Origin of the sequence: Hoeflea sp. YIM 152468, from assembly GCF_029210485.1 — a bacterium.
GTDB lineage: Bacteria > Pseudomonadota > Alphaproteobacteria > Rhizobiales > Rhizobiaceae > Hoeflea.
Map to the genome: position 1 here is coordinate 15320 of NZ_JARGET010000022.1, position 24999 is coordinate 40318.

Sequence of the window (24999 nt, forward strand, 5' to 3'; positions counted from 1 at the left end):
GCTAAGGGCCGAAGGCACCATTTTGAAAGGCCGGATCGGAAGTCTCGGTGGGGCTTCGGTAGGTTGGCTTGGGTCAGACCATATGGAACGCGCGCCGTTGACCGCTTGGCGCCTTGATCAATTCACCTGGGTCAAATCGGATGCTGCGGCAGCAAGGGTGTGATCCATGCCATGTTGCAGCATCTCCGTGAGGAAGCCGGTGAGCTGATCCTGCCAGCTGTCATTGTCTGCAAGACTGGCGGGAAAAAGGCCAGGCAATTGGCTGAGCGCTGCGCAAATTCCTGCCGGTGACGAGGCGTTGCCAAGTGCCGTCTGGATTTCCGATTGTCTCGGATCGCGGAGCGGATAGTCGGTCCCGGCATCAGTCTTGCCGATGCAATAGCGCATCCACGCCGCCACCGCGAAGGCAAAGGGACGGGTGTCGCCGCCGCGTGAAAGAGTTTCGGCCGCAGGCGCACAGATGCGCTGGGGCAGCTTTTGCGTGCCGTCCATGGCGATTTGATAGGTGTCATGGGCGATCGCCGGATTGCAGAAGCGGCTGATCAGATCCCGGCGATAGCTGTCCAGATCCAATCCGGCAAGGTCGGGCAAGGTGCTGCCGGCCGCAGCAATATGTCTGTCGACAAGAGCCGCCAGATGGGGATGCGCCATCGCGTCGCGAACATGCTTGCAACCGGCGATGAAACCGCAATAGGCCAGCATCGAATGCGCTCCGTTCAGCATCCGCAACTTCATCATCTCGTAGGGTTTGACGTCCTTGACGAACAGCGCGCCGCCCGCCTCCCATGCGGGTCTGCCGTTGCAAAACCGGTCCTCGATCACCCATTGGGAAAACGGCTCGGTCTCGATCGCGGCGAGGTCGAGGCAGCCGGTGAGCCGGAGCGCCTCGTCCTGTGTCTGCGGCGTTGCCGCCGGCGTAATCCGGTCGACCATGCTCGACGGGAAACAAACTTCGGCTTCCATCCAGTCGGCCAGATCCGGATCGATGCGGCGGGCGAAATCCTGTACGCCCGCTCTCAGCAGGTGTCCGTTTTCCGGCAAATTGTCACAACACAAAACCGTAAACGGCGCGACGCCCCTATCCCGGCGCAGCCGCAGGCTTTCAACGAGCAGGCCGATGGCGCCGCGCGGATGCCGCGGGTCGGAAAGATCCGGGGCTATGGAAGGGTGGTCTGGATCAATTGCCATCGACGTGCGGTCGATGCCGTAGGCTTTTTCAGTGACAGTCAGGGTGACGATCCTGGTCTGTGGTGAAACCATCGCCCGCAGTGGTGCTGCAGGCTCGCGCGCGGCCGCAATCACCCTGTCGACGGACGCGATCACCCGTCCGCGCGATCCCGCCGCACCCCGCTCGATCAGGGTGTAAAGCCCGTTTTGAGGCTGCATCGCATCGGCAGTATCGGTGCCACGCAGGCTGACCCCGGTGATGCGCCAGTCTCCGCCCTCCGCCGTCAGGGCATCGTCGGTGTAAACCGCCTGGTGCGCCCTGTGAAAGGCGCCAGCGCCCAGATGGACGATTGCGCACCCATGCCGCGCCGGGTCATAGCCAGGCAGCCTCGCCTCGCCAGATATCTGGTCGAGCGAAGCCAGCCGTTTCGGTGCTGCGGTCACGGTGCAATTCCCGGAGCAATACGGTCAAGCATCGGATGCGAAAGAGCGGTCATTATTCCGCGCAACTCCGCAAGCCCCTTGAGACGGCCGATGGCTGGGTAGCCTGGCTGTGCATTGCGGGTGTGGTCGTCGAGGATATTCTGGCCATGGTCGGGCCGCATCGGAATCGACCAATCTGATCGGCCTGCAGCGCGGCGGCGTTTTTCTTCCCGGAGGGCCGCAGCCATGACCGCCACCATATCGGAATCCCCACCCAGATGCTCCGCCTCATAAAAGGAGCCACGGATGTCACCGGTATCGCGCTTGACGTTGCGCAAATGCATGAAATGAACCTTGTCGCCCAGCCGGTCCATCATGCCGGCAAGATCGTTGTCGGGACGCGCACCGAGTGAACCGGTGCAAAGTGTGATGCCGTTGGCCGGTGAATTCACCGCCTCGATGATTTGCCGGTAGTCCGACTCCGTCGACATGACGCGCGGCAGGCCCAAGAGGTCAAATGGCGGGTCATCGGGATGGCAGCACATGCGCAATCCCAGCCGTTCGGCGACCGGCACGACCTCACTGAGAAAGTCGATGAAATTCCGCCGCAGTTGCTCATGCGAAACCGACTCATACTCGGCCAAATGGTCGCGCACATCGGCCAGGCTCAGGTTTGTCGCCGCGCCAGGAAGGCCGAACACCACGTTTTTTGTCAACGCCTCGCGCTCAGCATCGTTCATCGCCGCATGGTGGGCGCGTGCCTGCTCGACGATCTCTTCGGGATAATCTTTTTCCGCCCCCCGCCGCTCAAGAATGAACAGGTCGAAGGCTGCAAAAACCGAATAGTCAAAGCGCATGCAGGTGGCGCCGGAGGTCACCCGCCATGCCAGATCGGTTCGGGTCCAGTCGAGCACCGGCATGAAGTTGTAGCAGATCGTTTCGATCCCCGCTTCGGCGAGGTGTTCGAGGCTCTTCTTGTAAGCGGCATAATGGGCGCGCCATTCGCCTTTCTGCTTCTTGATATCTTCCGAGACCGGGAGGCTTTCGACGACTTCCCACTTCAGGCCGGACGGCGAGCCATCCTTTCGCGTCGCGACTTCGGTTTGCCGCTGTGCGATTTCCGCCGGCTCCCAGACTGCACCGGTCGGCACGTGATGCAGCGCGGTCACGACGCCTTCGACGCCGGCCTGCACCATGTCATCGACCGACACAAGGTCCTTGGGACCAAACCAACGCCAAGTCTGCCGCATGTAAACATCTCCCGATCACATCCAAATCGCCAATGCTGAATTGATACGCAGCATTCCGCTTGGCTTCTAGCAGCATTTGTTGCCGTTGACTAGTATGGAAGTATGGTATAAAAGCCGGACAGGAGGTGGCCTCGAGTGACCATTCAGCAAAAAGCGCGGCAAGTGCTCGATCTGGGAATTGCGGTTGGACCGCAACTTTACCGGCTTTTGCGCGCGCGCATTATTCGCAACGAGATCGAGCCCGGCGTCAGGATTTCGGAATCCGAGATCGCAGCCCAATATTCGATCAGCCGCCAACCCGTTCGCGAGGCCTTCATCAAACTGGCGGAAGAAGGGCTCGTCGAAATTCGTCCGCAACGCGGCACATTCGTTCACCGGATCACCACGGCTGCGGTCATGGACGCACGCTTTGTACGCGAGGCGATCGAGGCCGACATCGCCGGATACCTGGCGACCCACGCAGACGAAGCCGTCATCAAGATGCTCCGGCAGGAGATCGAGAAGCAGAAACGCGCGCTCAACGATGTCAATGAGTTCATGGAACTCGACGACCGGTTTCACGCATTGCTGGCGGAAGCCGCGGGCAAGATCCGTGTCTGGAAAATGGTCGAAGGCCTGAAATCCCAGATGGACCGCGTGCGGCATCTGGCCATGCTGCGTTTTCCGGCCTCCAAGCTTGTGTCGCAACACAGTGCCATCGTGGAAGCGATCGCCAGCGCCGACCCCGAAGCAGCCATTGCGGCGATGCGTGGTCATCTCCGTGAAATTCTCAACGACCTGCCCGAAATAGCCGAAAGCAATCCCCAATTTTTCGAGGAGAAGCCGCAATGGCTTCTTCCGGAAGATACCAACCCAAGGAGGAATCTATGAAGATCTCGAATATCGGAAAAACACTGCTTGCCGTATGCGCCGCTGGCCTGATGGCCACGTCCGCCATGGCCGCGGAGATGACCCTGAAACTCGGTCACCTCGCCAACGAAGACAATCCCTGGCACAAGGCTTCAGTCAAATTCGGCGAGGAACTGAATTCCCTGACTGACGGCCGCATTGAGGTCCAGGTGTTTCCGAACGAATCGCTCGGCAAGGAAATCGACCTGATCAACGGCATGCAGCTCGGCACTGTCGACATGACCATCACCGGTGAAAGTCTGCAGAACTGGGCGCCGATGGCAGCACTGCTTGCCGTTCCCTATGCCTACAAGTCGATCGAGCACATGGATGAGGTCGCAGGCGGCGAGATCGGCGAACAGATCAAGGCACAGATCATTGAAAAGGTGCAGATCCGCCCGATTGCCTATTTCGCCCGCGGTCCACGTGACCTCACCTCCAACCGTCCGATCAAGTCACCCGATGATCTCAATGGTCTGAAAATGCGTGTGCCGAACGTGCCGCTTTTCGTTGATGTCTGGAAAGCTCTTGGCGCCAACCCCGGTCCGATGGCATTTTCCGAGGTCTTTACCTCGCTGCAGAACGGAACCATCGAAGCCCAGGAAAATCCGCTGGCGCTGATCCGCTCGGCAAGTTTCAATGAAGTTCAGAAATACGTTAACATGACCGACCACGTCCGGTCCTGGATCTATCTGACGATTGCAGAATCGACATGGAACAAGCTTTCCGAGGATGACCAGAAGGCGGTCATGCAGGCAGCCAAGGCGACGCAGGATTATGAGCGTGAGCTGTTCAATGCTTCGCTCAAGGACGATCGCGAGTTCCTGGAATCCAAAGGCATGACCTTCGTTGAAGTCGACGGATCGGCATTCCAGACGAAAGCCAAGGACGCGGTGTTGGCAAATGTGAATGACGAAATCAAACCGGTGGTCGAACAGCTGTTCGCCAAGTAACCGGACTGGAAACGGGGACGCCGGATCACAATCCGGCGTCTCACCAAAGCGCCTTGGCGGAGGGCACTCATGAAGCAACTGGTATCGACAATCGTTCTGATCAGCCGCGTCGCCACCGGAGCGGCGTTCTTGGTGTTGATGGGCGCGGTCCTCATTCAGGTCTACGCGCGTTCATTGCTCAGCAGTTCGCCGGTGTGGACCGAGGAACTCACCCGCTTCGCCCTGCTCTATCTTGCCGCGTTCGGCGCCGGACTGTCGTTTCGAAGCGGCGACCTCGTCAACGTCGATATCGTCAGCGAAAAGCTTCCCGGGCCGTGGCCAAAGCGCCTGCGGTTCGTTGGCGCAGCCGCAACCGCTATACTTTGCGGGTTTCTGGTCGAACCCGCCTGGAAATATACATCCATCGGCGCCATGCAGACCTCGCCGGCGCTGGGATGGCGTATGGACTTCATCCACGCCAGTTTGCTGGTGCTGATCCTGTCGTTGCTGGTCTTCTCGGCCGCCCGCGCGATATCCATTCTCACCGGCGCCTCCGATGGCTTGCCGCAGAACCGTTTCGAAGAGTTACCGCGATGAGCCTAGCCATTCTGATCACCGTATTCGTCGGCGGGCTGGCGCTCGGTATCCCGGTTGCGATCACGCTCGGCCTTTCATCGGCCGCCTATCTTGTTTCGGCGGGGATCCCGCTGGTTGTGATTCCGCAGAAAATGTATGCCGGAATGGACGTCTTCGTCCTGCTTTGCATTCCAGGTTTCATTCTCGCCGGCAATCTGATGAACAATGGCGGCATTACCGAACGCATCATCCGGTTTGCCAATGCGCTCGTCGGCTGGGCCCGTGGCGGCCTCGGTCTGACCAATGTCGCAGGCTCCATGCTGTTTGGCGGCATCTCCGGCACGGCGGTCGCCGACGCTGCCTCGATCGGCGGCATGATGATCCCCGGCATGAAGAAGGCGGGCTACCCCGCGGATTTCTCCGCCGCCGTGACCGCTGCCTCGTCCACTGTTGGCCCGATGATTCCCCCTTCAGTTCCGATGATCATCGTCGGCGCCCTATCGGGCATTTCGGTGGGGAAGATGTTTCTCGCAGGCGCGGTTCCCGGCATCCTGATGGGCCTTGCCATGATGGTGACCACCTACATCATCGCCATTCGAAAGGATTTTCCGCGCCAGCCCTGGCAGGGTCTGGGCGAACTGGGAAAATCCTTCATGGGTGCGTTCTGGGCCATCGCGATGACTGCACTGATCATTGGCGGCCTGATGACCGGCATCGCCACGCCGACCGAAACAGCCGTTGTCGCCAGCGTCTATGCCCTTCTCGTCGGCATGTTTATCTATCGCGAACTCAAATTCGCGGATGTGCCCATGATCATCATCGACAGTGCGGTCTCGTCCGCCGCCATCCTCGCGCTGGTCGGTTTCGCCAATGTCTTTGGCTGGATCCTCGTCTCCGAACGCATACCGCAGGTCATTGCCACAGCGGTGCTGTCGGTAACCGACAACAAATATGTGGTCATCCTGCTTATCAACATCCTGCTATTGTTTGTCGGCATGTTCATGGAGACCATTGCCGCGCTGATCATCCTGTTCGTCCCGCTGCTGGCGCTGGCCCAGAGCGTCGGCATTGACCCGCTGCACTTCGCAACCTTCGCGGTTCTCAATCTGATGATCGGGCTCACCACGCCGCCGGTCGGGGTCTGTCTGTTCGTCTGCGCCAACATCGCGCGGCTACCACTGACGCCGGTGATCAAGGCAATTGCGCCATTCCTGCTGACCAACATCCTGGTTCTTCTCCTGGTCTCCTATGTCCCGGCGATCGCCACCTGGCTTCCCTCTGTCCTGCTCGATTAGGAACAAAAAATGAAAACGCGCGTCTGCAGACTCTACGACAAGCACGACATCCGTGTGGAGATCGAAACCGTTGCTGAACCCGGTGCCGGCGAGGTGCTGGTGCAGATGGGTGCAGGCGGCATTTGCGGTTCGGATCTGCATTATTATCACGATGGCGGCTTCGGCCCGATCCGGGTGCGCGAGCCGATCATCCTCGGTCACGAAATCGCCGGCACCGTGCGGGCGATCGGGGACGGGGTTGACAGTCTGAGCATAGGCGACCGGGTCGCCGTCAATCCGAGCCACCCGTGCGGGCATTGCAAATACTGCGCGCAAGGCCATTTCCAGCATTGCCTGGAAATGCGGTTTCTTGGGTCAGCTTTGCGGTTTCCGCATGAACAGGGCGGCTTCCGCGAATTCATGCTGGTGGCTGAACCGCAATGCGTGGCGGTAGGCGCCGGCACGACACTGGGTGAAGCGGCTTGCTCGGAACCGCTTGCGGTGTGCGTTCATGCGGCAAACAGGGCCGGCGATCTCGCCGGGAAGAAAGTCCTGGTGACCGGCGCGGGCCCGATCGGAGCACTTTGCGCAGCGGTCGCCAGACACAGGGGCGCGTCCGAGATCGTCGTCACCGACCTGCAGGAGGCGACGCTGGCTGTCGCGGAGAAAATGGGCGCAACGCGCACCATCAACGTCGCAAGCGCCCCGGCGGCAATGGATGCCTATGCTGCCGACAAGGGCTATTTTGACGTGGTGTTCGAGTGTTCCGCCGCACAGGCTGCACTGCGCACAGCGATTGCCGCCATACGCCCCATGGGGAAAATCGTCCAGGTCGGCGTTGCCGGCGATGTTCCGATTCCGCTCAACTTTCTCGTCGGCAAGGAAATCGAGCTGATCGGCACCCATCGCTTCCATGCCGAGTTTGCTGAGGCGGTCGATTTGATCACCTCCACCGCCATCGATGTGAAGCCGATCATCACCGCGACCTTTCCACTTGATGACGCCCTGCAGGCATTCGCCGCTGCGGGCGACCGCTCACGCTCGGTGAAAGTGCAACTGGCATTCTGAAGCAGATCACTGCCAGGGAAGCAGGGCGCGGAAAAAGCGCGCGCTGTCGCCAGGTCTTCGCGAACCTGCGCCCCTTCACGATCGCTCGATATCTTCAGCGATGACGACGCTCAAAGGCCGCCATCGCGACCGATCGGTAGCCTTGTTGTGTCCAGGCTCGTGCTCGCTGGTAATCTCAGTCTGGCAGTTGCGGCCAGGGATGGTGCCGAAGCCAACGCGACAAAGAGGCCGAGATCGGGCGTTTCCAACGTTCATATCAGCCTATGGGATGCTGCATAATATGCTACCCCATCATCTGTCGCTGAGATACCAGATGACACAGAACAACTTTTGGGATCCAAATCGCCATGATTGCCTCTGCTCCGTGCCTGACCTCGCTACAGACGCCCGCCTTGATTCTTGATGAACGGAAAATGCAGCGGAATATCGGTCGTTTGGCAGACCATCTGTCGCCCAAGGGGGTGACGCTCCGGCCTCATCTGAAGACGGTGAAGTCGACCGAGATTGCACGCAGACTGCTCACCGGCGGCTTTGGCCCGGCCACGGTATCGACCTTGGCGGAGGCCGAAGTTTTTGCAGGAATGGGCGTGCGTGACATCACCTACGCCGTGGGGATCACGCCGCAAAAGCTGGATCGTGTGGCTGCGATCCGCGCTGGGGGATGCGATCTCACGGTCATTCTCGACAGCGTCGAGCAAGCAAGCGCAGTGGTCGAAGCCTGTCAACGGCTGGGGCAAACGATCCCGGCGCTGATCGAGCTGGATTGCGATGGTCATCGCAGCGGGGTTTGCGCTGGCGATCCGGTCTTGATCGAGATCGGCAACATTCTGCACAAAGGTGCCGAATTGCGCGGTGTGTTGACCCATGCCGGCGAAAGTTACGAAGTGTATGGCAAGCCGGCTCACACGAAATTCGCGGAACAAGAGCGATCGGCCGCGGTCAGGGCGGCAGAGATGTTGCGCTCCGCCGGCCTGCCCTGCCCTGTAGTCAGCATCGGCTCCACGCCCACCGCGCACGCGATTGAAAACACCGAGGGCATCACCGAGGTGCGTGCTGGAGTCTATGCCTTTTTCGACCTGGTGCAGGCCGGCATCGGGGTCTGCGACGTCGACGATATAGCCCTTTCGGTTTTGACAACCGTAATCGGGCATCAGCGCGAAAAGGGCTGGATCATCACCGATGCGGGCTGGATGGCCTTGTCACAGGATCGCGGCACAGCCAGCCAGAAGGTCGATCAGGGATATGGGGTGGTTTGTGACCAGGCTGGGAATGTTATGACTGATTTGATCGTGATCAAAACCAATCAGGAGCACGGCATCATCGCTTGCCGAACGGACAGCAAAGCGGCTTTACCCGACCTGCCTCTGGGCACGCTGCTGCGCATTTTGCCCAACCATGCCTGCGCCGTGGCCGCGCAATACAGTGCGTATCACGTCATCCCTTCCGAACCAGCGGCTCCTGTAAAAGTTTGGCCCCGATTTGGTGGTTGGTAGGCAATCGCCATGCTCGAACCCGGCTATCCACGACGTCGAACGGCTTGAGAAGACCGCCGGCAGCCAACAACCGTATCGCGCGAGCAAGAAGGATCGTTTGCACGCCAAAAGTGAATATGTCTGTCACAATGCTACACTTTGCCTTAGAGATTTTCTTGCAACCGAAACAGCAAGTCTTGACCTCATTCCAGCAGGACTCCATAAGCACTGTGCGGGGGCACTTCTAACTCCCCCGCGCACCAGGAGAATTGAGATCTGAAGGTCTAGGCTATTGAGACTTGATTTCGACTTGGTGACGCGTCTGGTAATTGTGCCGCAACCAAGACACAGGAATACGCTGTTCCTCAAGCGTGATTGATAATGCAGTCTCTCAGCCGGCCCAAATTTTCGATGAAAAAATTCTTTCTGATGCGGCGCCGAATGGATGGGCTGTTTTTTCTGCTTGCGGCCTTCATGCTGATGCTGCCAACCGACACAAGCACGGTTGTTTTCGGAACTTTCCTGGGTATCGGCATCTATCTTCTGGTGTTCAAGCCGAAGAAGTCACTGTCTCATGTGGACAAGACATATCTGGTTGTCACTCTCGGGTTTTCGGCGTCATCGCTGTTGATAAACCTTCTCAATGGAAGCTTGCCTGGCGATCTCCGGTGGAGCTCCTATCCATTGTACTATTCGCTCGTCATACCCATTGCCATCGGCGCGGTTCTGGTGCGCGATCCGTTGCGGCAATTCGTAATTGGCACACGCGCGGCTCTTGTGGTCCTCGCCCTCTGGGCGTTGTTCGAAACCATCACGGCACCGGGTCGGTTGGGCTTCGGGTCGAATCCGGCCAATGCCGCGTTTGCGATATCATTCCTGGCAGTGGTTTCGCGGCTGAACATCCGCTCCGCCCCCTGGCTGCTTGCCAACCGGTACCTCTTCTTTTACCTGGGCTTTATCACGGTTGTTGCATCCCAGACCCGAGCCGTGCTGCCTGTGTTCCTGCTCGCCATCGCACTTGATGGTTTCCAGCTCATGCTGCGCCACCGGGGTCCGGGCTCCTGGCTTGGCAATCGCCGCAATATCGTGATCTCAGGCGTGGTGCTCGCGCTCTGTCTGAGCAGCATATGGATCATCTATCCCAGTTATGCAGAACGCATTCAGTCTTCCATCAAGGAGATCAGCCTGGCGTTTCAACCGAAACCCTCAGATACAGTCGACGCTTTTGGCCATTTGGGCATGTCGATACGGTTCGCGCAATGGCGGGGCGCGTTGGAGCTGATCGCCGAGAACCCAGTGCTGGGGCGGGGTGGAACCGGCATCTCGGAAGCCATCATCACGCACACTTCGCAAGACACTAGTCCAGATTTGAGAGAATATACCTTCGTGCACAATTTCATCCTCGATGAGACGATCCAGCGCGGACTTGCCGGCCTGGCGCTGCTGATAGGATATTTCGGGTTTTGCTTCGGACGCATCTACCGCTACGGCGATTCAAGCATGAGAGAGAATGTGCTGCTGATCCTGGTGCTCACGTTCAGTTTTGGCCTGCTGCATTATCTTCTGGTGATTGACCGGCACGTCATCCTCTATGCGTTTTACTTCCTGCTTCTGACCACGGCCAACCACCAGGCCGGTCGAACAGGATCTTCCATCGCAGCGGCGGGCTAAGTCCGGCTCAGCCGGCTTGAACGCCAGCGGCTTTTACGGCCGGTGCGGGGTGCGGGGTACGGGCTGCACGCCACCGCGTGCCGGCCACACCCGGTCCGATCGGGACGATCTTGGACAAGGCGCCCGGTGCAAGTTTCAGCTTGGCAGGTACTCCTTGCTCCAGCTTTCGCTGATTTGTCCGGTTTTGAGCATGGTCTCGATGGCCTTTTCGGCATAACCGAGTTCACGCAGGATGGCACGCGTCGATGTGCCGAATTTCTCGGTCGAAGACAGCGCGAAGATGCGGCCTCTCTGGCTCCGCACCGCATAGGGATCGAGCTGGATCACCTCGTGGCCGCTGGGATGATCCCGGTAGACCGAAAATGAATAACTGCCGTTCTGCATGCCCGTCGTGCCGTCTGCTTCGTGGGTGTTTTGTGCCCGCAACGCGTCGATGTTGTCACAGATCGCACATCCGATATCCGCCGCCCGCAGCCGTTCCACCCATTCGCTCGCCGGTTGCGACTGGAAGGCATTGGCCAGAAAGCCGGCGCGATCCTCTTCGGCGATATCGGGCAGATCCTCGAGCCCTTCGGCATTGCGGAACCGCGGCAGATCGCTTTCATAGGCGCTGAGCAGGATATAGATGCCCGACGCTGTGCTGTAGAAACGGCTGAGCGGTCCATAGCCGTTGGCTTCGGGACCGGACGGTTCATCATACAGGCTGCGCCCGTCGTAATCGTAGCAGAACGGCACCTGCAGCAATCCGGAATTGGCGTTGAGTGAGGTCCGGCCCCGTCCGATCCGGCCGAAACGGTGCTTCTGATAGAGTGCGGTGGCAACCGCCAGCGCCCCGCCAAAGCCGCACATCACGTCGATCGTGCCGACATGGGCGTGTTCCTCCGGCCGGTCCATCGCGCCACCGAAGCGCAACATGATGCCGGTGGTGGCCTGCACCAGATCGTCATAGCCGATATAATCGGTCCGGGTTCCGCGGCGCACCCCGCTGAAGCAATCGAGCTTGCAGAACAATGCATCAGGATTGAGCTTGCGCAGGCTTTCCGCATCCAGTCCCATCCGCTTGATCTGGCTGTCGGGCGCATTCCAGACGATCACGTCCACCGTCTTGACCAGATCCTCAAACACCTTGCGGCCATGCTCCGACTTGAGATCCGCCAGGATCGAGCGCTTGCCGCGTCCCTGGCTCAGGCCGTAGACCACCGTGTTCCAGCTGTCATAGAGCGGTGTCGCCGGATCGAGCTTGATGATCTCGGCCCCGAACCGGGCCAGGTAACTCGCGGAATGCGGGCCCGCAATGACATTGCACAGATCAAGCACGCGAACCCCGGAGAGCCAGCCTTGCCCAGCCGCCTCTTGCGCCGCTTCTTCCGAAGGCTCGGGTATATCGGTGCGGATCTTGCGCAGGATCTTCAAGGCCTCGTCGACTTCGACCCATCGGCGCGGCGCGGGCTCGAGCGCCTCTTCGCCGCTCTCCTCCATCCAGACCACCGGGCCGGGCTGTGTCATCGGCCCGAACTCGGGATCAACCACATCGATCATCAAGCCAGACATCTCGGCATACTCGTCATTGACCCATTCCTGCAGCCAGCGCTGCGCAGCCCCGGGAATGCCGGCCCGGCCGAACATGCGTTTCCACTCATGCGAGGTGCGGGTCATGAACACCTCTTTCATCCGCGCGGCGATCTTGTCGGCCCAGTCCTTGGGCATCGGGTAGACCCCGAGCGATGTGCCCGATGACCACTCCGCCTGCGGCTTGTAGGTGTCGTCTTCCTCGGTCAGACCTTCCGCGACCATCTCCTCATAAAGACCCAGCACTTGCAGGCAGCGGCGGGCATGGTTCTTGTGACTGGGGCAGACGACGTAGAACATGCGCCCGTCCTTGCACATGTAGCTGCGGAAGAACGGATCGAGCAGTTCCTGCAGATCCTCGTAGGAGACATTCATCGGCAGGCCTTCGACCCGCCGGCGCTCGATCTCGATTTCGCGCTGAGTCAGATAGCGCGAGGGCATGTCGGAGACCTTGATCGAATTGTAGCAGAGCCCTTCCATCACGGCTGCGGCCAGCGGCACCTCGATCTGGTCGCCCAGTCCGGTGAGCTGCCGCGATTGCAGCGCCAGAACGGTTGATGATGCGGCGATTTGCGAGGCATAGGCCGACGACAGCGGCAAGGGCGAGAAGGACGGGCTCAACCCCATCAGGACCCGGTTCAGCCCCATATCGGTAAAGACACCGGAGCTTGCGGCGATCACGCTTTCAAAGGCGCGCAGCTCACGCCGTTCCTCGTCATTGGAGGCAAAGCCGGGCAGTGAAACCGTGATCAGGTCGGGCCGCTCCTGCCGCATCGCGGCAAAGTCGATGCCGAGTCTGGCAAGCTTTCCGGGTCGGAAATTCTCGATAATGATGTCCGCCTCGGCGCACAGCGCACGTGCTTTTTCCAGCCCGTCCTCGCTCTTCAGATCAAGATTGACGATCATCTTGTTGCGCATCAGCGTCGCATTGGCAGGGCTTTGCCACATCGGTCCGTCAGGTGGATCGATGTGAATCACGGTGGCGCCCAGATCACCCAGCAGCATCGCCACTGCCGGACCGGCGATGTACTGGCCGAAATCGACCACCTTGACCCCGGTCAGGGGCAGCTTGGAAAAGGAAGTGCGCATTGTTCCTCCAGGAAACGAAAACAGGTGTCGATTGGCTGCGCTATTGGCCCGACAGGATCCAGCGCGCCGCTTTTTCCGCAATCATCAGGGTCGGCGAGTTGGTGTTGCCGCTGGTGATTTCCGGCATGATGCTGGCATCGACCACGCGCAAACCCGCAACCCCCTTCAGCCGCAAATGCGGATCCAGCACCGCACTCGCATCCTCTGCGCGGCCCATCTTCACGGTCCCGGCCGGATGGAAGATCGTGCTGGCGATATCGCCTGCCAGCTTGGTCAGATCCGCATCGCTCTGGTACTGGATGCCGGGCTTGTACTCTTCCGGCTGATAGGCCTGCATGGCCGGCTGCGCCATGATCTGGCGCACCTGTTTCAGGCTGTCGGCGGCGATCTTCCGGTCTTCGTCCGTGGCGAGGTAATTGGGTGAAATCTTCGGCTGATCGCGAAAGTCGGCAGACCGGATCTGCACATGGCCGCGGCTGGTCGGATTGAGGTTGCATACACTCACCGTCATGGCCGGAAAATCGTGCAGATCCTCACCAAAGGCTTCAAGGCTTAACGGCTGAACATGGTACTCGAGATTGGCGTGCGGACGGTCCGGATCCGAGCGTGTGAAGGCGCCGAGCTGGCTCGGTGACATGCTCATCGGACCGGAGCGCTTGAGCAGATATTCCAGCCCGATCACTGCCTTGCCGAATAGGTTGCTGGCAAGCGTGTTGAGGGTGCGCGTGCCGTTGACCTTGAACACCGCGCGGATCTGAAGGTGGTCCTGCAGATTGTCTCCGACCGGAGCATCGACGAGCACCTCGATCCCAAGCGATTTCAGCAGGTGCGCGGGACCGATCCCCGACAATTGCAGGATCTGCGGCGAGTTGATCGCCCCGGCCGAAAGCACCACTTCACGGCGCGCCTTGACGTGGATTGTTTGTCCGCCGCGATGGACCAGGGCGCCGGTGCATTTCAATGCGCTGTTCAAGCCGCCGTCCGTCCCGGCTTCGACAACCAGCTTTTCGGCCTGGGCTTCGGTCCAGACCGTCAGGTTCGGCCGTGATTTTGCTGGCCGAAGAAACGCTTTCGAGGTGTTCCAGCGCCAGCCGGAGCGCTGGTTGACGTCGAAATAGCCCACGCCCGCATTGTCGCCGCTGTTGAAGTCGTCGGTCCTTGCGACCCCGGTCTCGACAGCCGCTTCGGCGAAACTCTCGAGCACATCCCAGCGCAACCGCTGCTTTTCGATGCGCCACTCGCCGCCATGGCCATGCATGTCGGAAAACCGGCTGTTGCTCCCGGTGACAGGATCAGCGCCGTCATCCAGCTTGTAATGATCCTCATGCGCCTTGAAATCATTAAGCGCATTTTCCCAGTTCCATTCCTCTTCACCGCTTTGCCGGGCCCAATTATCATAGTCTCTGGCCTGGCCGCGCATGTAGATCATGCCGTTGATGGAGGAGCAGCCGCCAAGCGTCTTGCCGCGCGGATACCGCAGGCTGCGACCGTTGAGCCCCTTGTCGGGTTCGGTGGTGTACATCCAGTCAGCACGCGGGTTGCCGATGCAATAGAGATAGCCGACGGGAATATGGATCCAGGGATAGGTATCGGCCTTTCCGGCCTCGAGCAGAAGCACCCGGTTTGCCGGATCGACGCTCAGGCGGTTGGCCAGCAGACAGCCGGCGGAGCCTCCCCCGATCACGATGAAGTCGAATGCTCTGTCCTTGTCTGACATGTTGCTCCTTCCCTTCACACTCCAACCCGGAGGCCGGCCGACAGGGAAAGACACAAGACCGCCCCCTGCCACTCTGGACCGCAGTCCCAACCGGCATCGGCAAGCCTCATCGCGCTCCTCCCAGTCCGCCAATGGCCATGACCCTAGAAATGCCGGCCGCAGAAATCCAATGACAAATCGCACATTTCGATATTAGAGTTTTTTATATGGACCGGCTTTCCAACATCAACACGCTTCTCGCCTTCGTCACCGTCGCCCGTAACGGCAGTGTTTCCAGGGCGGCAGAGATGCTGAATCTGACCCAGCCGGCGGTCAGCCACCAGATCAGGCGGCTGAGCGAGGAAACCGGGATCGTCCTGTTCCGGCGCACGGCCACCGGCCTTCAGATCACCCAGGACGGCGCTGCGATCCTGCAGAAGGCGCAGCAAGTGCTGGCGGCCATGAACGAGTTTCGCCGCAGCGCGCGTCAACAGGAAGGCCGGGTGGCCGGCCCGCTGAAGATCGGAACCATCGTTGATCCCGAGTTCATTCGGCTTGGCAGGCTGCTCAGCCAGCTCAGAGATGAATTTCCCGACATTGCGACAGAGCTGATCCATGGCGTCAGCGGCGACATTCTCCACCAGCTCAAACGCGGACGCGTCGATGCAGGGTTTTACCTCAGCGCGCCCGACGCGGTCGATCACGGTGATGAGGACGACCCCGTTCATGCGGTCAAGCTTGCGGAGTTCTCCTACCGCGTGATCGCACCGGTCGGGTGGGACAATTGGGTCGAGAATGCCGGCTGGCGGGAACTGGCGGCGCTGCCCTGGATCGGAACCCCCGACGTTTCAGTGCACAATCGCTTGCTGACCAGCATTTTCGCCGAGCAGGGCTGCACCCAGAATGTGGTGGCGCTGGTCGACCAGGAAGCATCGATGCTTGAGATGGTACGGTCCGGCGTCGGCTTGAGCCTGTGCCGGGAATCGATTGCGCTGCACCAGAGACAATCCTTCGGGCTGGCGATCTGCAACACGGTTTCGGTGCCGGCCTGCCTGAGCATCACCACGTTGGAACGGCGCAAGGACAATCCGGTGGTTGCGGCACTGTTCAGCCTGCTGCAAAGCACCTGGTGATCTGTGTGTTTGACTGTGCCGCCTGTATCGCCCGTCATGATGTCGACGCTGCCGGGAATGCCATGGTCAAGCATCTGGAACGGTCGCGCACGCTTGATGTGCAGCGGGCCGCATTCTGCCCGCTGACGCTCTGGTCAGGTACGGATGCTGACTTGAGATGCTCAGCGGTGCGATCAGCCTATGTGATGCGGCGGATACTGGCGGCGATTTCGTCGGGTTCGAAGACGCGCTTCCAGTCATCGCGCATCAGCACAGGCTTGCCGAATTCAATGGCCTTGTTGCAGGCGTCGGAAAATACTCCTTCGGTCTGGCCGAAAATCACCGCACCAAGCACATTCATGTGGCCGAGCAGGAAATCCGTTGCCGCCTGGCGGTCAACACCGCGCTCGACCACCTCGTCGATGGATTCCTTCATCACCATGAGAAGGGATGCGCAGACTGTTTCCGACAGTCCCGGCTCCAGCAGGGCCATGTGCTCGACCGACACGCGATGCGACCTCATCACCGGCGCCCAGATCACCTGCGCGATCTCCTCGCCCTTGGCATAATCGGATTCGGGGCCCTGCATCAGGGCGCTGACGATATGTTGCCTGGCCTTGACGCCGCCGAAATAGTCGCGCTTGGCGTCCAGGTCGGTTTCGTCGTTGAAGATCGGCGGGTGACAGGGGTGGGTGATGAAGTATGTCAGGTCGGGCCGCTCCGGCAGATGGCCGGCAAACGGCGCCGCTGCATCAAGCGCGATAACCATTGTCCCCGGCTTGATCTTGCTTTCGATGCCGGCCATCACCTTGCCGATATGGGTATCGGGCACGGCCAGAATGATGGTCTCCGCGTCTTCAAGCGCCTGATCCGGCGACACCGTATCGATGTTCAGCCCGGCCTTGAGACGTTCGCAACCGGCTTCGCTGATTTCCACATGGGCAATCGTGTAGCGGGAACCGCGAAAGTTGGTCGACAGACGGTAACCCATCTTGCCCCCGGCTCCAAACAGCGCAATTTTTGTCATGTTGTTTTACTCCTGTTTTGGTGTTTGCCACTGCCGCTCCGGGTCGAGTAGCGCGGCTTGAATTTCGGCGGCCCGTCTGTTTTTCGACCTTTGTGCGGACGCTGTCGGCAAACTGCCGGGTTTGCGGGGTGCAAAGTCAGCTCAATGGTTTGACCTCTGGCTCGGCGACATCTTCGTCCTTTGCTGGGTCCGGCGAGGCGCGCTGGCCGAGAATTGGCGCGCCGCTGGCAAGGAAGAGAACCGCGAGGACAAGAAAGCCTTTCAGCACGTTCTGGCCGGCGTAGCTCCATCCGATCAGGTTCAGCAAACCGTCCAGCAGGATGAAGAACAGGGCGCCACCCCACACACCTGCCGGGACCGCGCGGCCGCCGGTCATCAGCGTGCCGCCGATCACCACCACGGCGATGGAATCAAGCAGATAATCATTGCCCAGCTCCACATTCGGCGCCGAAAAAGAGGCGCGCAAGGCGCCAGCCAGCGCCGCAAGAACGCCGCAGGTCAAATAGACGAACACCATTGTTTTTTTGGCGTTTACCCCTGCATATTCTGCTGCGCGCCGCGCCTGACCGACAGCCAGCATCTGGGATCCCCAGATGGTGCGTTTCAGGAACACGGAGACAAGAAGGGTAAAGAGCAGCACCATGATGGCGAATGCCGGAATGCCGAGTGGTGCCCAGTTCAGGAACCCTTTCAGCATCGGGTCGGGCGAACCTTGGAATCCCTTGGCCAGGGTGAGCGAGATCGCCGAAGCGATAAGGCTGGTGGCAAGTGTCGCGACAATGGGTGGAATGCGTACATAGAGGATGGCGATGACGCTGATCGAGGCCATGGCGAAGCCCGCTCCGACCGCTGCACCCAGGCCCAGAATCCACGAACCTGTGACATCACCCACGGCGATCGCAATCAGGCCGCCCAGTGAGAACACCTTGGCGACCGACACGTCGATATTGCCCGGTCCGGCGCTCATCACCAACATTTGCCCCAATCCAACCAGGACCAGATAGGGGGCAACGGTGAACGCAAGCGTGATTGTTTGCGAGCCCCCGCGGCCGGAGACGATGTAGGTCAGAACGAGCACGACGACGGCAGCCAGGAATGACCAGGTCCAGGGCGGGATGGCGTGATTTCGCACCTTGATCATCGGGTCATCCGCTCCACAACAAGCCGCCCGGCCAGAACAGCGATGACAATGAAGCCCTGAACCGCCGGCTGCAGGTTCGGCGACAGGCTGAGAAGGGTGAGCAGCACGGTGAGAAGGCCGAGCGTGATCGCGCCGGCCAGGGTTCCCCAGGCCACAGCGCGGCCCCCGGTGAACATGCCGCCGCCCAATATCACGGCAGCCACAGTTGTCAGCGTGTATCCGGGCACGGCGTTGACATCGCCACCACCGATTTCAGCGGTCAGCGTGATCCCGGCCAGCACGCCGAGTACGCCGACAACCGCATAGGCGAGCATCCGCGTGATGACGAGCGAACCTCCGGACCGGACCAGTGCGACAGGGTTGCTGCCCAGACTGCGGAACCGGACACCGAGCCCGGTGCGGCGGGTCACGAACCACGTCACCGCCGTGGCCACCACCATTGTGACCAGCGGAGCCGGGATCGACAGGGGTGGCTTCCAGAACGCGTATTTGAACAGCCAGTCCGGCGCCATCCCCCCCGGGACCGGCAAGACAAACAGGCCCATACCCAGCCAGACGAATGACGCGCCCAGCGTTGCAATGAGAGAGGGCACCGAGCGAAGCTGAACGAGGGCACCCAGAAGCGCGTAGGCCAGCACAGAACCAGCCAGAGCCAACAGGCCCAGAATCGGGGTGTCCCGGAGCAGCGTGGCGACGATCGTTGTGATCATACCAACGAAAAATCCGATACCAAGATCAATGTCGCCGATGCTCATCATCACCATTTGCGCCATCGAGGCAATGGCCAGAGCCACGATCGGGGACATGATGAGAGTGAGCCCGTTCTGCGACCAGATTCGCGGCTGGATCGTGCCGCACACCAGCAGGATCAGCATCATGGCAATGAGGGTAAGAAAACCCGGCAGCACGCGGCGGGCAAGACCCTTCGGCAGGCTAAGACGGGTTTGATCAAGGGTGGCAGTACTCACGACCAGTTCTCCCTGGCTTCCGCGAACGACAGCGAAATGATCCGCTCGTCGGTGATCTGACTGCCGCGAAGTTCGCCGGCAATGCGATCGGCGCGCAATACGTAAGCACGATCGCAATGCCGCATCTCGGAGTTCTCGCTCGAGTACCAGAGGATCGTCCGCCCCTTCCGGGCTTCCGATTTGATCAGTTGGTAGAGCTCGGCCTTGGTATGCACATCAACACCGCGGAACGGATCATCGAGCAGGATCGTGTCGGCGTCTGACGCGAATGCGCGTGCGACGATGACCTTTTGCTGGTTTCCGCCCGAGAGGCCTGTGATGGCCGCACTGGCGCCGCCACGGATCTTCAGCCGGTCAACCCATTCAGCGACGAGTGAAGCCTCCTTGTCCGCCTAGCGCATACCGTTACGCCCCAGGCTTGGGAGCGCAGTGATGGTCAGATTTCGGGCCACATTCCATATCGGCAGAATGCCGGAGCGTTGCCTGTCACCAGGCACATAGGCGAGCGCCGGGCTGACCTGCACATCTGATTTGCGACGCCAAAGGCGGTCAAGAACCCGTTCCTGTCCCTGGCCTGCAATTCCAGCCAGTCCGATCACTTCACCCTTGTAGGCCACAATCTGCGTCGGCGCGCCGTCGACCGTGGCCATCGGCACGTTCACCGCAACCGGCCGCGCACCCGCAACGGAGGCATGGCCGGCCCCGTGTTCCGGCTTTTCGATGGCCACCTCGCCACCCATGGCCAGAAACAGGTCCTGTTCAGTCACACTGCCTGCGGAGTGTATTGAGACAACGGCGCCGTCCTTCATCACCGCAACCCTGTCGCAAACCGAAAGGATTTCCCGGAGACGATGGGACACGAGAATGATGGCATGGCCGCTCGCACGCAATTTGCGCACATAATCATACAAGTGATCGACAGCACTGCCGCTTAGGGATTCGGTTGGCTCATCAAGGATCAGCAGGCGCAGATCATCAGCTATCGTTGCGCGTGAAATCTCCACCATCTGGCGGTCGGCAAGCGTGAGATCATCGACATAGTCTGCCGGCCTGACTCCGTGACCGGGAAAGATCTCATCCAGTCGCCCGGCTGCGCGCCGGGATGCAGGCGCGTGCCATTTGCGGTCCGGAATCCAGCTTTTGCTGGAGAGATAAACGTTCTCATAAACGGTAAGTTCGAGTGCCAGAGAGCCCTCCTGATAGGCCATCCGAACACCGGGAAACCCCTTGCCGGCCGGGCTGGTCAGCCCACCGATCCGCACCGATCCGGAGTCGATTGCATCAAGACCGCTCAGAACCCGCATGAGCGTGCTCTTGCCCGCGCCATTGTGGCCGACAACACCAAAGATCTCGCCCGCATGCACATCAAGTGTGACACCGGAAAGCGCCCTGGTTGGTCCGTATGTCTTGACTGCGTGTCTGACCTGAACCAGGGGGTCTCGATCGGCAGTGTGTGTGTATTTTGTTGTCGTTGGATGTGTCAGCACGGCAGCTATTGCACCAATTTGGAAAAAAGGCGTCCGCGCCGCCAAGCTGGCGCGGACCCCGACCTGATTACCTGACAGGAACCGGAGGAAGCGCTGCGTCAGCCACCGTTCCGTCAATGTTGGCTTTCAGCTGCGCGTCGACAAGCTCCTGGGTCCACTGCCAGGATGCGATCTCGTCGTCGCCGACTGCGGCAATCCACTGATCACGCGCTTCGTCGCTCACCACCACCGGCGGGAAGATCGTAATCCGGGGAACGTCCTGACCGTTGTGAATGTTGATGGCGGTGAAGAGTGCGGCAACACCCTGGCCTGGATCGGACATGACCGCGACCGACCCCGGCGCGCCATTGCCTTCGCCCCAGAATTTCAGTGCACGTCCGCTTGGCGCGAAGGCAACGACCGGGACATCGCGTCCTGCCGTCTGAAACGCCTGGACCGCGCCCAGCCCTTCACCGCACCCAATCACCCCGTCGACCTCGGGCAGGCTGGCGATGGTGCCAAGCAAGGCTTCCTGCGCCTTGGCGCTGTCACAGAATGTGAAGAACTCGCCGACGACTTTGACATCCGGATTTGCCTTCAGCAATTCGGTTTGCACACCGTACATCTCGATTTCGGGAGGCGAACCCTGCACTCCGCGGGCGATGATGACATTGCCCTTGCCGCCGATGCCGTCGATGACGGCCTGCGTCGACAAGCGTGCCCAATCGCCGAAGCTGTTGGTGACAATATGAACGCACTCGAGATCAGTCGAGCTGTCAAAGACTGCAACCACAATTCCCATGTCACAGGCCTGCTGCAGTGTCGGATTGAGCGCCGTCGGAGACGCCGGATTGACCAGCAGAATGTCCGGCTCATCCAGCAGCAGCGCCTTGAGCTGCGCGATCTGTTCGGTAGCCGAGTTCTCGCCGGGTGCATTGGAGACCTGGAACGAGGCGATCAGGCCATCGGCCTCGGCCTTGGTCGCAGCCTCTTCAAAAGCCGTAATCATGGAACGGCGCCAGGCATTGCCCAGAAAGGCATTGCTCAAGGCGACGGTCGGCTTTTCTGCAGCGATTACCGGTGCAGACACAAGGGCCGTGGTGGCCGTCGCAACAGCAATGAGTGTTGCAGCGAATAGATTTTTCAAGTCTCTTCCTCCCAGAATGTTGAATGACGAACCCATCCCCCGATGGACGTCATCTTATTAACAGGTTATACCAGTTTCATCTGGATGCAAGAGCGAGTCTGCGTTTTTGAGAGGCGGACAGGCACATCTGGCGCAAAAGGGAGGATACGGATGGTAAAGGATCAACTGGACGGCGCAGGCTTTGACGTGTTTGATCCGCGCTTTTCCGCCCTGTTTGCTCCGCATATCCACGTCGAACGATTGTGGACCGGCGCGCGATGGTGCGAAGGCCCTGCCTGGTTTGCCGCCGGTCGTTATCTGCTGTGGTCGGACATCCCCAACAACCGGATGATGCGATGGGACGAAACCGACGGCTCGACATCGGTGTTTCGCGCCCCGTCGAACAATTCCAACGGCAACACCGTCGACAGGCAAGGCCGGCTTGTCACCTGCGAGCACCTGACACGACGGGTGACGCGCACCGAACATGATGGCTCGATCACCGTTCTCGCAGACAGGTTTGACCGCAAGCGGCTCAACTCACCCAATGATGTGGTGGTGCATTCGGACGGATCCATCTGGTTCTCCGATCCGACCTACGGCATCCTTACCGACTATGAAGGCGACATCAGCGCGCCGGAACAGACCGGCAATCATGTCTACCGGATCGATCCCACCGACGGCTCGGTGAGCAAGATGACGGACGATTTCGTCCAGCCCAACGGGTTGGCCTTCGCGCCGGATGAAAAACAGCTCTATATCGCCGACACCGGCGCTACTCACCTTCCCGGCGGTCCCGCCCATATTCGCCGCTTCGACGTCCGCGGCGATGGGACGCTGGGTGGCGGCGATGTCTTTGCCACCTGCACCGCGGGTTTCTTTGACGGGTTTCGCCTCGACCGCGAGGGCCGCATATGGACCAGCGCGTTTGACGGTGTGCATTGCTACCATCCCGACGGCACGCTGATCGGCAGGATCCGGATTCCCGAAATCGTCGCCAACCTGACCTTCGGCGGCCCCAAGCGGAACCGCTTGTTCATCTGCGGCACGACTTCGCTTTACGGGGTCTATGTGTTCACCAATGGCGTCACCATGGGATGATACCGGCCGTGACCGATGGAAGGCGAAGATGGAGGAACGACAGTTTGGACGCCGCAACCAGACAGATTTTTGAAACCGGAACGACCCAGACCCGCACTGCGCCACAATCGGTGAGAGCGGGCGACCTGTCAGCCGTCATCGACCAAGGCGCCCTGCGACGGATTGCTCTGGGTCCGGTTGAGGTGGTGCGCCAGATCGATTTTCCCGTGCGCGACGAAAATTGGGCGACACTTCAGCCAGAGGTCATTTCGCAGACACTGAACCACACCCCGGACGGATTCCGCTACGAACGCCATTTCGAGGTGGCCGATGGTGCGCTCGCCTGCCATGTCGTTTTCCAGGCCCATGCCGATGGCACCATTGTCGCCACGGGCGAAGCCGAAGCAAAGCGGGATTTCATCACCAACCGCACCGGCTTCTCGATGTTGCACCCGATCTCCGGGGTCGCAGGCCGGCCGGTCACGGTCGCAACCTCAGACGGTACCTCTCTGAGGGACACGATGCCGGAGGCCATATCCCCGGCACAACCGATCAGGAACATTGCCGGCCTCGCGTTTGACATTCACGGGATGGCGCTCGACATCTCCTTTCAGGGCGATGTTTTCGAGATGGAAGACCAGCGCAACTGGTCGGACGCGTCCTACAAGACCTATTCCCGACCCTTGATCGAGCCCTTCGCCTATGAAATCAGCGCCGGAACATGCGTCCGGCAGCAAATCCGGCTCCGTGTTTCCGGATCAGCGGTTGCGACAAAACCCGCCGAAGCGCCAGCAATCAAGATCGGGCCACCGCTTTCGGAGACGCTGCCGGACATGCTTCTTGCGGCACAAGGCGACTGGTTGCCGACGCAGGCTGAGACAACAATTCTTAGGTCCGGCCAGCTTGGATCCCTGCTGTTGCGGACCACGCCGGACGCGGCCGGCCCGGACATCGAAACCGCCGCACAGATGCTGGCTGCGACGGGAGGATCGCTTGATCTCGAAATCGAGCTGGATGGCGAGAAGCCTGCCGGGCCACAACTGGATCGCGTTGTGTCAGCCTGCCGAATCCACGGCGTGAAACCGCGCAATGTCATCGCCCTGCCCTCGTCCTACCTGGCAAGCTACCAGCCTAGCGGCCGTTGGCCTGGCGGGCTTTCTCCGCTTGAGGTCCGCGAAGCCGCGCGCAAAACCTTTCCCGACGCCAGGATTGGTTGTGGCATGCTGACCAATTTCACCGAATTGAACCGCTGCCGCCCCGGGGACGCAAAAGCCCACTTCATCACCCACGGAAACTCGGCCACCGTCCACGCCGCAGACGACTGGAGTGTAATGCAGACACTCGAGACGCTTCCCGATATTTTCGCCAGCGCGCGCGGGATTGGTGGAGAACTCGGCTACCGGCTCGGACTGACAGCCATCGGCATGCGCTCAAACCCTTATGGCAATGCGGTTTCGCCGAACCCTGATCAGCTCAGGTTGACCATGGCGACCTGGGATCCCCGCGCACGCGCCTTGTTCGGGGCAGCCTGGGCGATCGGCGCCCTGGCAAAGACCGAAGGCTTCGGCATCGAGGCAATCGCCCTTGCGGCTCCTGCCGGGCCATTTGGCGTCATCTCCCGGCGGGGAAGCGTTGCCTGCCCCTGGTACGACGATCACCCGGAGGCCGTGGTCTACCCGATGTTTCATGCGCTGAATTTTGTTGCCGGCGGCGGCCAGCGTTTCCGCGTGTTCGGAGGCTCTGCCGAGCTGGGCGCCGTTGCCTTCGCCAGCGGCACGGCAACACGTCTGGTGATTGCCAATCTGAGTCCGGAGCAGCAACCTGTCCGTCTTGGAGAATCCGGCCGGGCGGCAATCCTTGATACCAGCAGTTTTGAAGCGGCCGTGACTGATCCGCAGTGGTTCGCGCATGCCTGTGCGCCGCTGGCGTCAAATTCCCTATATCTCGACCCGTGGGCGATGCTGTTTGTCGAGACAGACACCGCCGAGACACCAGCAAAGTGAG

The 24999-nt window shown here is 60.3% G+C and carries 20 protein-coding genes; 10 read left to right on the top strand and 10 right to left on the bottom strand.

Features of this window, described 5'->3' with window-relative positions; translation table 11 throughout:
* Nucleotides 1–117: 117 nt before the first annotated feature.
* Both PZ897_RS11880 and uxuA read right to left on the bottom strand, forming a co-directional pair.
* Nucleotides 118–1611 (bottom strand): mannitol dehydrogenase family protein, encoded by a 1494-nt coding sequence (locus PZ897_RS11880; protein WP_275752510.1) that lies wholly within the window; start codon nucleotides 1609–1611, stop codon nucleotides 118–120.
* Nucleotides 1608–2840, bottom strand: a complete 1233-nt coding sequence (gene uxuA, locus PZ897_RS11885; protein ID WP_275752511.1) for a mannonate dehydratase — start codon at nucleotides 2838–2840, stop codon at nucleotides 1608–1610. Before uxuA ends, PZ897_RS11880 begins: the two co-directional genes overlap by 4 nt.
* A 141-nt stretch (nucleotides 2841–2981) precedes the next feature.
* Between uxuA and PZ897_RS11890 the strand changes: the two genes are divergently transcribed.
* The 7 genes from PZ897_RS11890 to PZ897_RS11920 all read left to right on the top strand — a co-directional run bounded on the left by PZ897_RS11890 (nucleotide 2982) and on the right by PZ897_RS11920 (nucleotide 10721).
* Nucleotides 2982–3710 (top strand): GntR family transcriptional regulator, encoded by a 729-nt coding sequence (locus PZ897_RS11890; RefSeq protein WP_275752550.1) that lies wholly within the window; start codon nucleotides 2982–2984, stop codon nucleotides 3708–3710.
* Complete coding sequence (locus PZ897_RS11895; protein ID WP_275752512.1) at nucleotides 3707–4681, top strand: TRAP transporter substrate-binding protein; 975 nt, start codon at nucleotides 3707–3709, stop codon at nucleotides 4679–4681. The genes PZ897_RS11890 and PZ897_RS11895 overlap by 4 nt, the downstream gene beginning before the upstream one ends.
* 69 nt (nucleotides 4682–4750) lie before the next feature.
* The gene (locus tag PZ897_RS11900; RefSeq protein WP_275752513.1) at nucleotides 4751–5257 is read left to right on the top strand and encodes a TRAP transporter small permease; all 507 of its coding nucleotides are present in this window, start codon (nucleotides 4751–4753) and stop codon (nucleotides 5255–5257) included.
* Complete coding sequence (locus tag PZ897_RS11905) at nucleotides 5254–6531, top strand: TRAP transporter large permease (RefSeq protein WP_275752514.1); 1278 nt, start codon at nucleotides 5254–5256, stop codon at nucleotides 6529–6531. The genes PZ897_RS11900 and PZ897_RS11905 overlap by 4 nt, the downstream gene beginning before the upstream one ends.
* A gap of 9 nt (nucleotides 6532–6540) precedes the next feature.
* Entirely contained in the window at nucleotides 6541–7578 is a 1038-nt protein-coding gene (locus PZ897_RS11910) for an L-idonate 5-dehydrogenase (RefSeq protein ID WP_275752515.1), read from the top strand.
* A gap of 347 nt (nucleotides 7579–7925) precedes the next feature.
* Nucleotides 7926–9071: a DSD1 family PLP-dependent enzyme gene (locus PZ897_RS11915; protein WP_275752516.1), complete on the top strand. Its 1146-nt coding sequence runs from the start codon at nucleotides 7926–7928 to the stop codon at nucleotides 9069–9071.
* A 390-nt stretch (nucleotides 9072–9461) separates the two neighbouring features.
* Nucleotides 9462–10721 (top strand): O-antigen ligase family protein, encoded by a 1260-nt coding sequence (locus tag PZ897_RS11920; RefSeq protein ID WP_275752517.1) that lies wholly within the window; start codon nucleotides 9462–9464, stop codon nucleotides 10719–10721.
* A 135-nt stretch (nucleotides 10722–10856) separates the two neighbouring features.
* Here the strand turns inward: PZ897_RS11920 and PZ897_RS11925 are convergent, their stop codons facing one another.
* Both PZ897_RS11925 and PZ897_RS11930 read right to left on the bottom strand, forming a co-directional pair.
* Nucleotides 10857–13379: a CoA transferase gene (locus PZ897_RS11925; RefSeq protein WP_275752518.1), complete on the bottom strand. Its 2523-nt coding sequence runs from the start codon at nucleotides 13377–13379 to the stop codon at nucleotides 10857–10859.
* Between the two features lie 40 nt (nucleotides 13380–13419).
* Nucleotides 13420–15096, bottom strand: a complete 1677-nt coding sequence (locus tag PZ897_RS11930; RefSeq protein WP_275752519.1) for a GMC family oxidoreductase N-terminal domain-containing protein — start codon at nucleotides 15094–15096, stop codon at nucleotides 13420–13422.
* Between the two features lie 206 nt (nucleotides 15097–15302).
* Here PZ897_RS11930 and PZ897_RS11935 point away from each other — a divergent pair, with 206 nt between their 5' ends.
* Nucleotides 15303–16208: a LysR family transcriptional regulator gene (locus PZ897_RS11935; protein ID WP_275752520.1), complete on the top strand. Its 906-nt coding sequence runs from the start codon at nucleotides 15303–15305 to the stop codon at nucleotides 16206–16208.
* A gap of 178 nt (nucleotides 16209–16386) precedes the next feature.
* Here the strand turns inward: PZ897_RS11935 and PZ897_RS11940 are convergent, their stop codons facing one another.
* The 6 genes from PZ897_RS11940 to PZ897_RS11965 form a co-directional block, all read right to left on the bottom strand.
* Nucleotides 16387–17214, bottom strand: coding sequence for a phosphogluconate dehydrogenase C-terminal domain-containing protein (locus PZ897_RS11940; protein ID WP_275752521.1), 828 nt, complete (start codon nucleotides 17212–17214; stop codon nucleotides 16387–16389).
* Nucleotides 17215–17350: 136 nt separating this feature from the next.
* Complete coding sequence (locus PZ897_RS11945) at nucleotides 17351–18355, bottom strand: ABC transporter permease (protein ID WP_275752522.1); 1005 nt, start codon at nucleotides 18353–18355, stop codon at nucleotides 17351–17353.
* The gene (locus PZ897_RS11950) at nucleotides 18352–19323 is read right to left on the bottom strand and encodes an ABC transporter permease (RefSeq protein WP_275752523.1); all 972 of its coding nucleotides are present in this window, start codon (nucleotides 19321–19323) and stop codon (nucleotides 18352–18354) included. Before PZ897_RS11950 ends, PZ897_RS11945 begins: the two co-directional genes overlap by 4 nt.
* Nucleotides 19320–19538, bottom strand: coding sequence for a hypothetical protein (locus tag PZ897_RS11955; protein ID WP_275752524.1), 219 nt, complete (start codon nucleotides 19536–19538; stop codon nucleotides 19320–19322). Before PZ897_RS11955 ends, PZ897_RS11950 begins: the two co-directional genes overlap by 4 nt.
* Before the next feature lie 177 nt (nucleotides 19539–19715).
* Nucleotides 19716–20810 (bottom strand): ATP-binding cassette domain-containing protein, encoded by a 1095-nt coding sequence (locus PZ897_RS11960; RefSeq protein ID WP_275752525.1) that lies wholly within the window; start codon nucleotides 20808–20810, stop codon nucleotides 19716–19718.
* 67 nt (nucleotides 20811–20877) lie between these two features.
* A complete protein-coding gene (locus PZ897_RS11965; protein WP_275752526.1) occupies nucleotides 20878–21936 on the bottom strand; it encodes an ABC transporter substrate-binding protein in 1059 nt (352 codons plus the stop codon).
* A gap of 150 nt (nucleotides 21937–22086) precedes the next feature.
* On the opposite strand from PZ897_RS11965, the gene PZ897_RS11970 reads away from it, so the two are divergent.
* A complete protein-coding gene (locus PZ897_RS11970; protein ID WP_275752527.1) occupies nucleotides 22087–23016 on the top strand; it encodes an SMP-30/gluconolactonase/LRE family protein in 930 nt (309 codons plus the stop codon).
* A 44-nt stretch (nucleotides 23017–23060) separates the two neighbouring features.
* On the top strand, nucleotides 23061–24998 hold the full coding sequence (locus PZ897_RS11975) for a hypothetical protein (protein ID WP_275752528.1): 1938 nt from the start codon (nucleotides 23061–23063) through the stop codon (nucleotides 24996–24998).
* The last annotated feature ends 1 nt before the right edge of the window (nucleotide 24999 follow it).

Coding starts and splice junctions, on each gene's coding strand:
- uxuA (WP_275752511.1), bottom strand. CDS start 2,840: ATGCGGCAGACTTGGCGTTGGTTTGGTCCCAAGGACCTTGTGTCGGTC.
- PZ897_RS11895 (WP_275752512.1), top strand. CDS start 3,707: ATGAAGATCTCGAATATCGGAAAAACACTGCTTGCCGTATGCGCCGCT.
- PZ897_RS11900 (WP_275752513.1), top strand. CDS start 4,751: ATGAAGCAACTGGTATCGACAATCGTTCTGATCAGCCGCGTCGCCACC.
- PZ897_RS11905 (WP_275752514.1), top strand. CDS start 5,254: ATGAGCCTAGCCATTCTGATCACCGTATTCGTCGGCGGGCTGGCGCTC.
- PZ897_RS11910 (WP_275752515.1), top strand. CDS start 6,541: ATGAAAACGCGCGTCTGCAGACTCTACGACAAGCACGACATCCGTGTG.
- PZ897_RS11915 (WP_275752516.1), top strand. CDS start 7,926: ATGATTGCCTCTGCTCCGTGCCTGACCTCGCTACAGACGCCCGCCTTG.
- PZ897_RS11920 (WP_275752517.1), top strand. CDS start 9,462: ATGAAAAAATTCTTTCTGATGCGGCGCCGAATGGATGGGCTGTTTTTT.
- PZ897_RS11925 (WP_275752518.1), bottom strand. CDS start 13,379: ATGCGCACTTCCTTTTCCAAGCTGCCCCTGACCGGGGTCAAGGTGGTC.
- PZ897_RS11930 (WP_275752519.1), bottom strand. CDS start 15,096: ATGTCAGACAAGGACAGAGCATTCGACTTCATCGTGATCGGGGGAGGC.
- PZ897_RS11935 (WP_275752520.1), top strand. CDS start 15,303: ATGGACCGGCTTTCCAACATCAACACGCTTCTCGCCTTCGTCACCGTC.
- PZ897_RS11940 (WP_275752521.1), bottom strand. CDS start 17,214: ATGACAAAAATTGCGCTGTTTGGAGCCGGGGGCAAGATGGGTTACCGT.
- PZ897_RS11945 (WP_275752522.1), bottom strand. CDS start 18,355: ATGATCAAGGTGCGAAATCACGCCATCCCGCCCTGGACCTGGTCATTC.
- PZ897_RS11970 (WP_275752527.1), top strand. CDS start 22,087: ATGGTAAAGGATCAACTGGACGGCGCAGGCTTTGACGTGTTTGATCCG.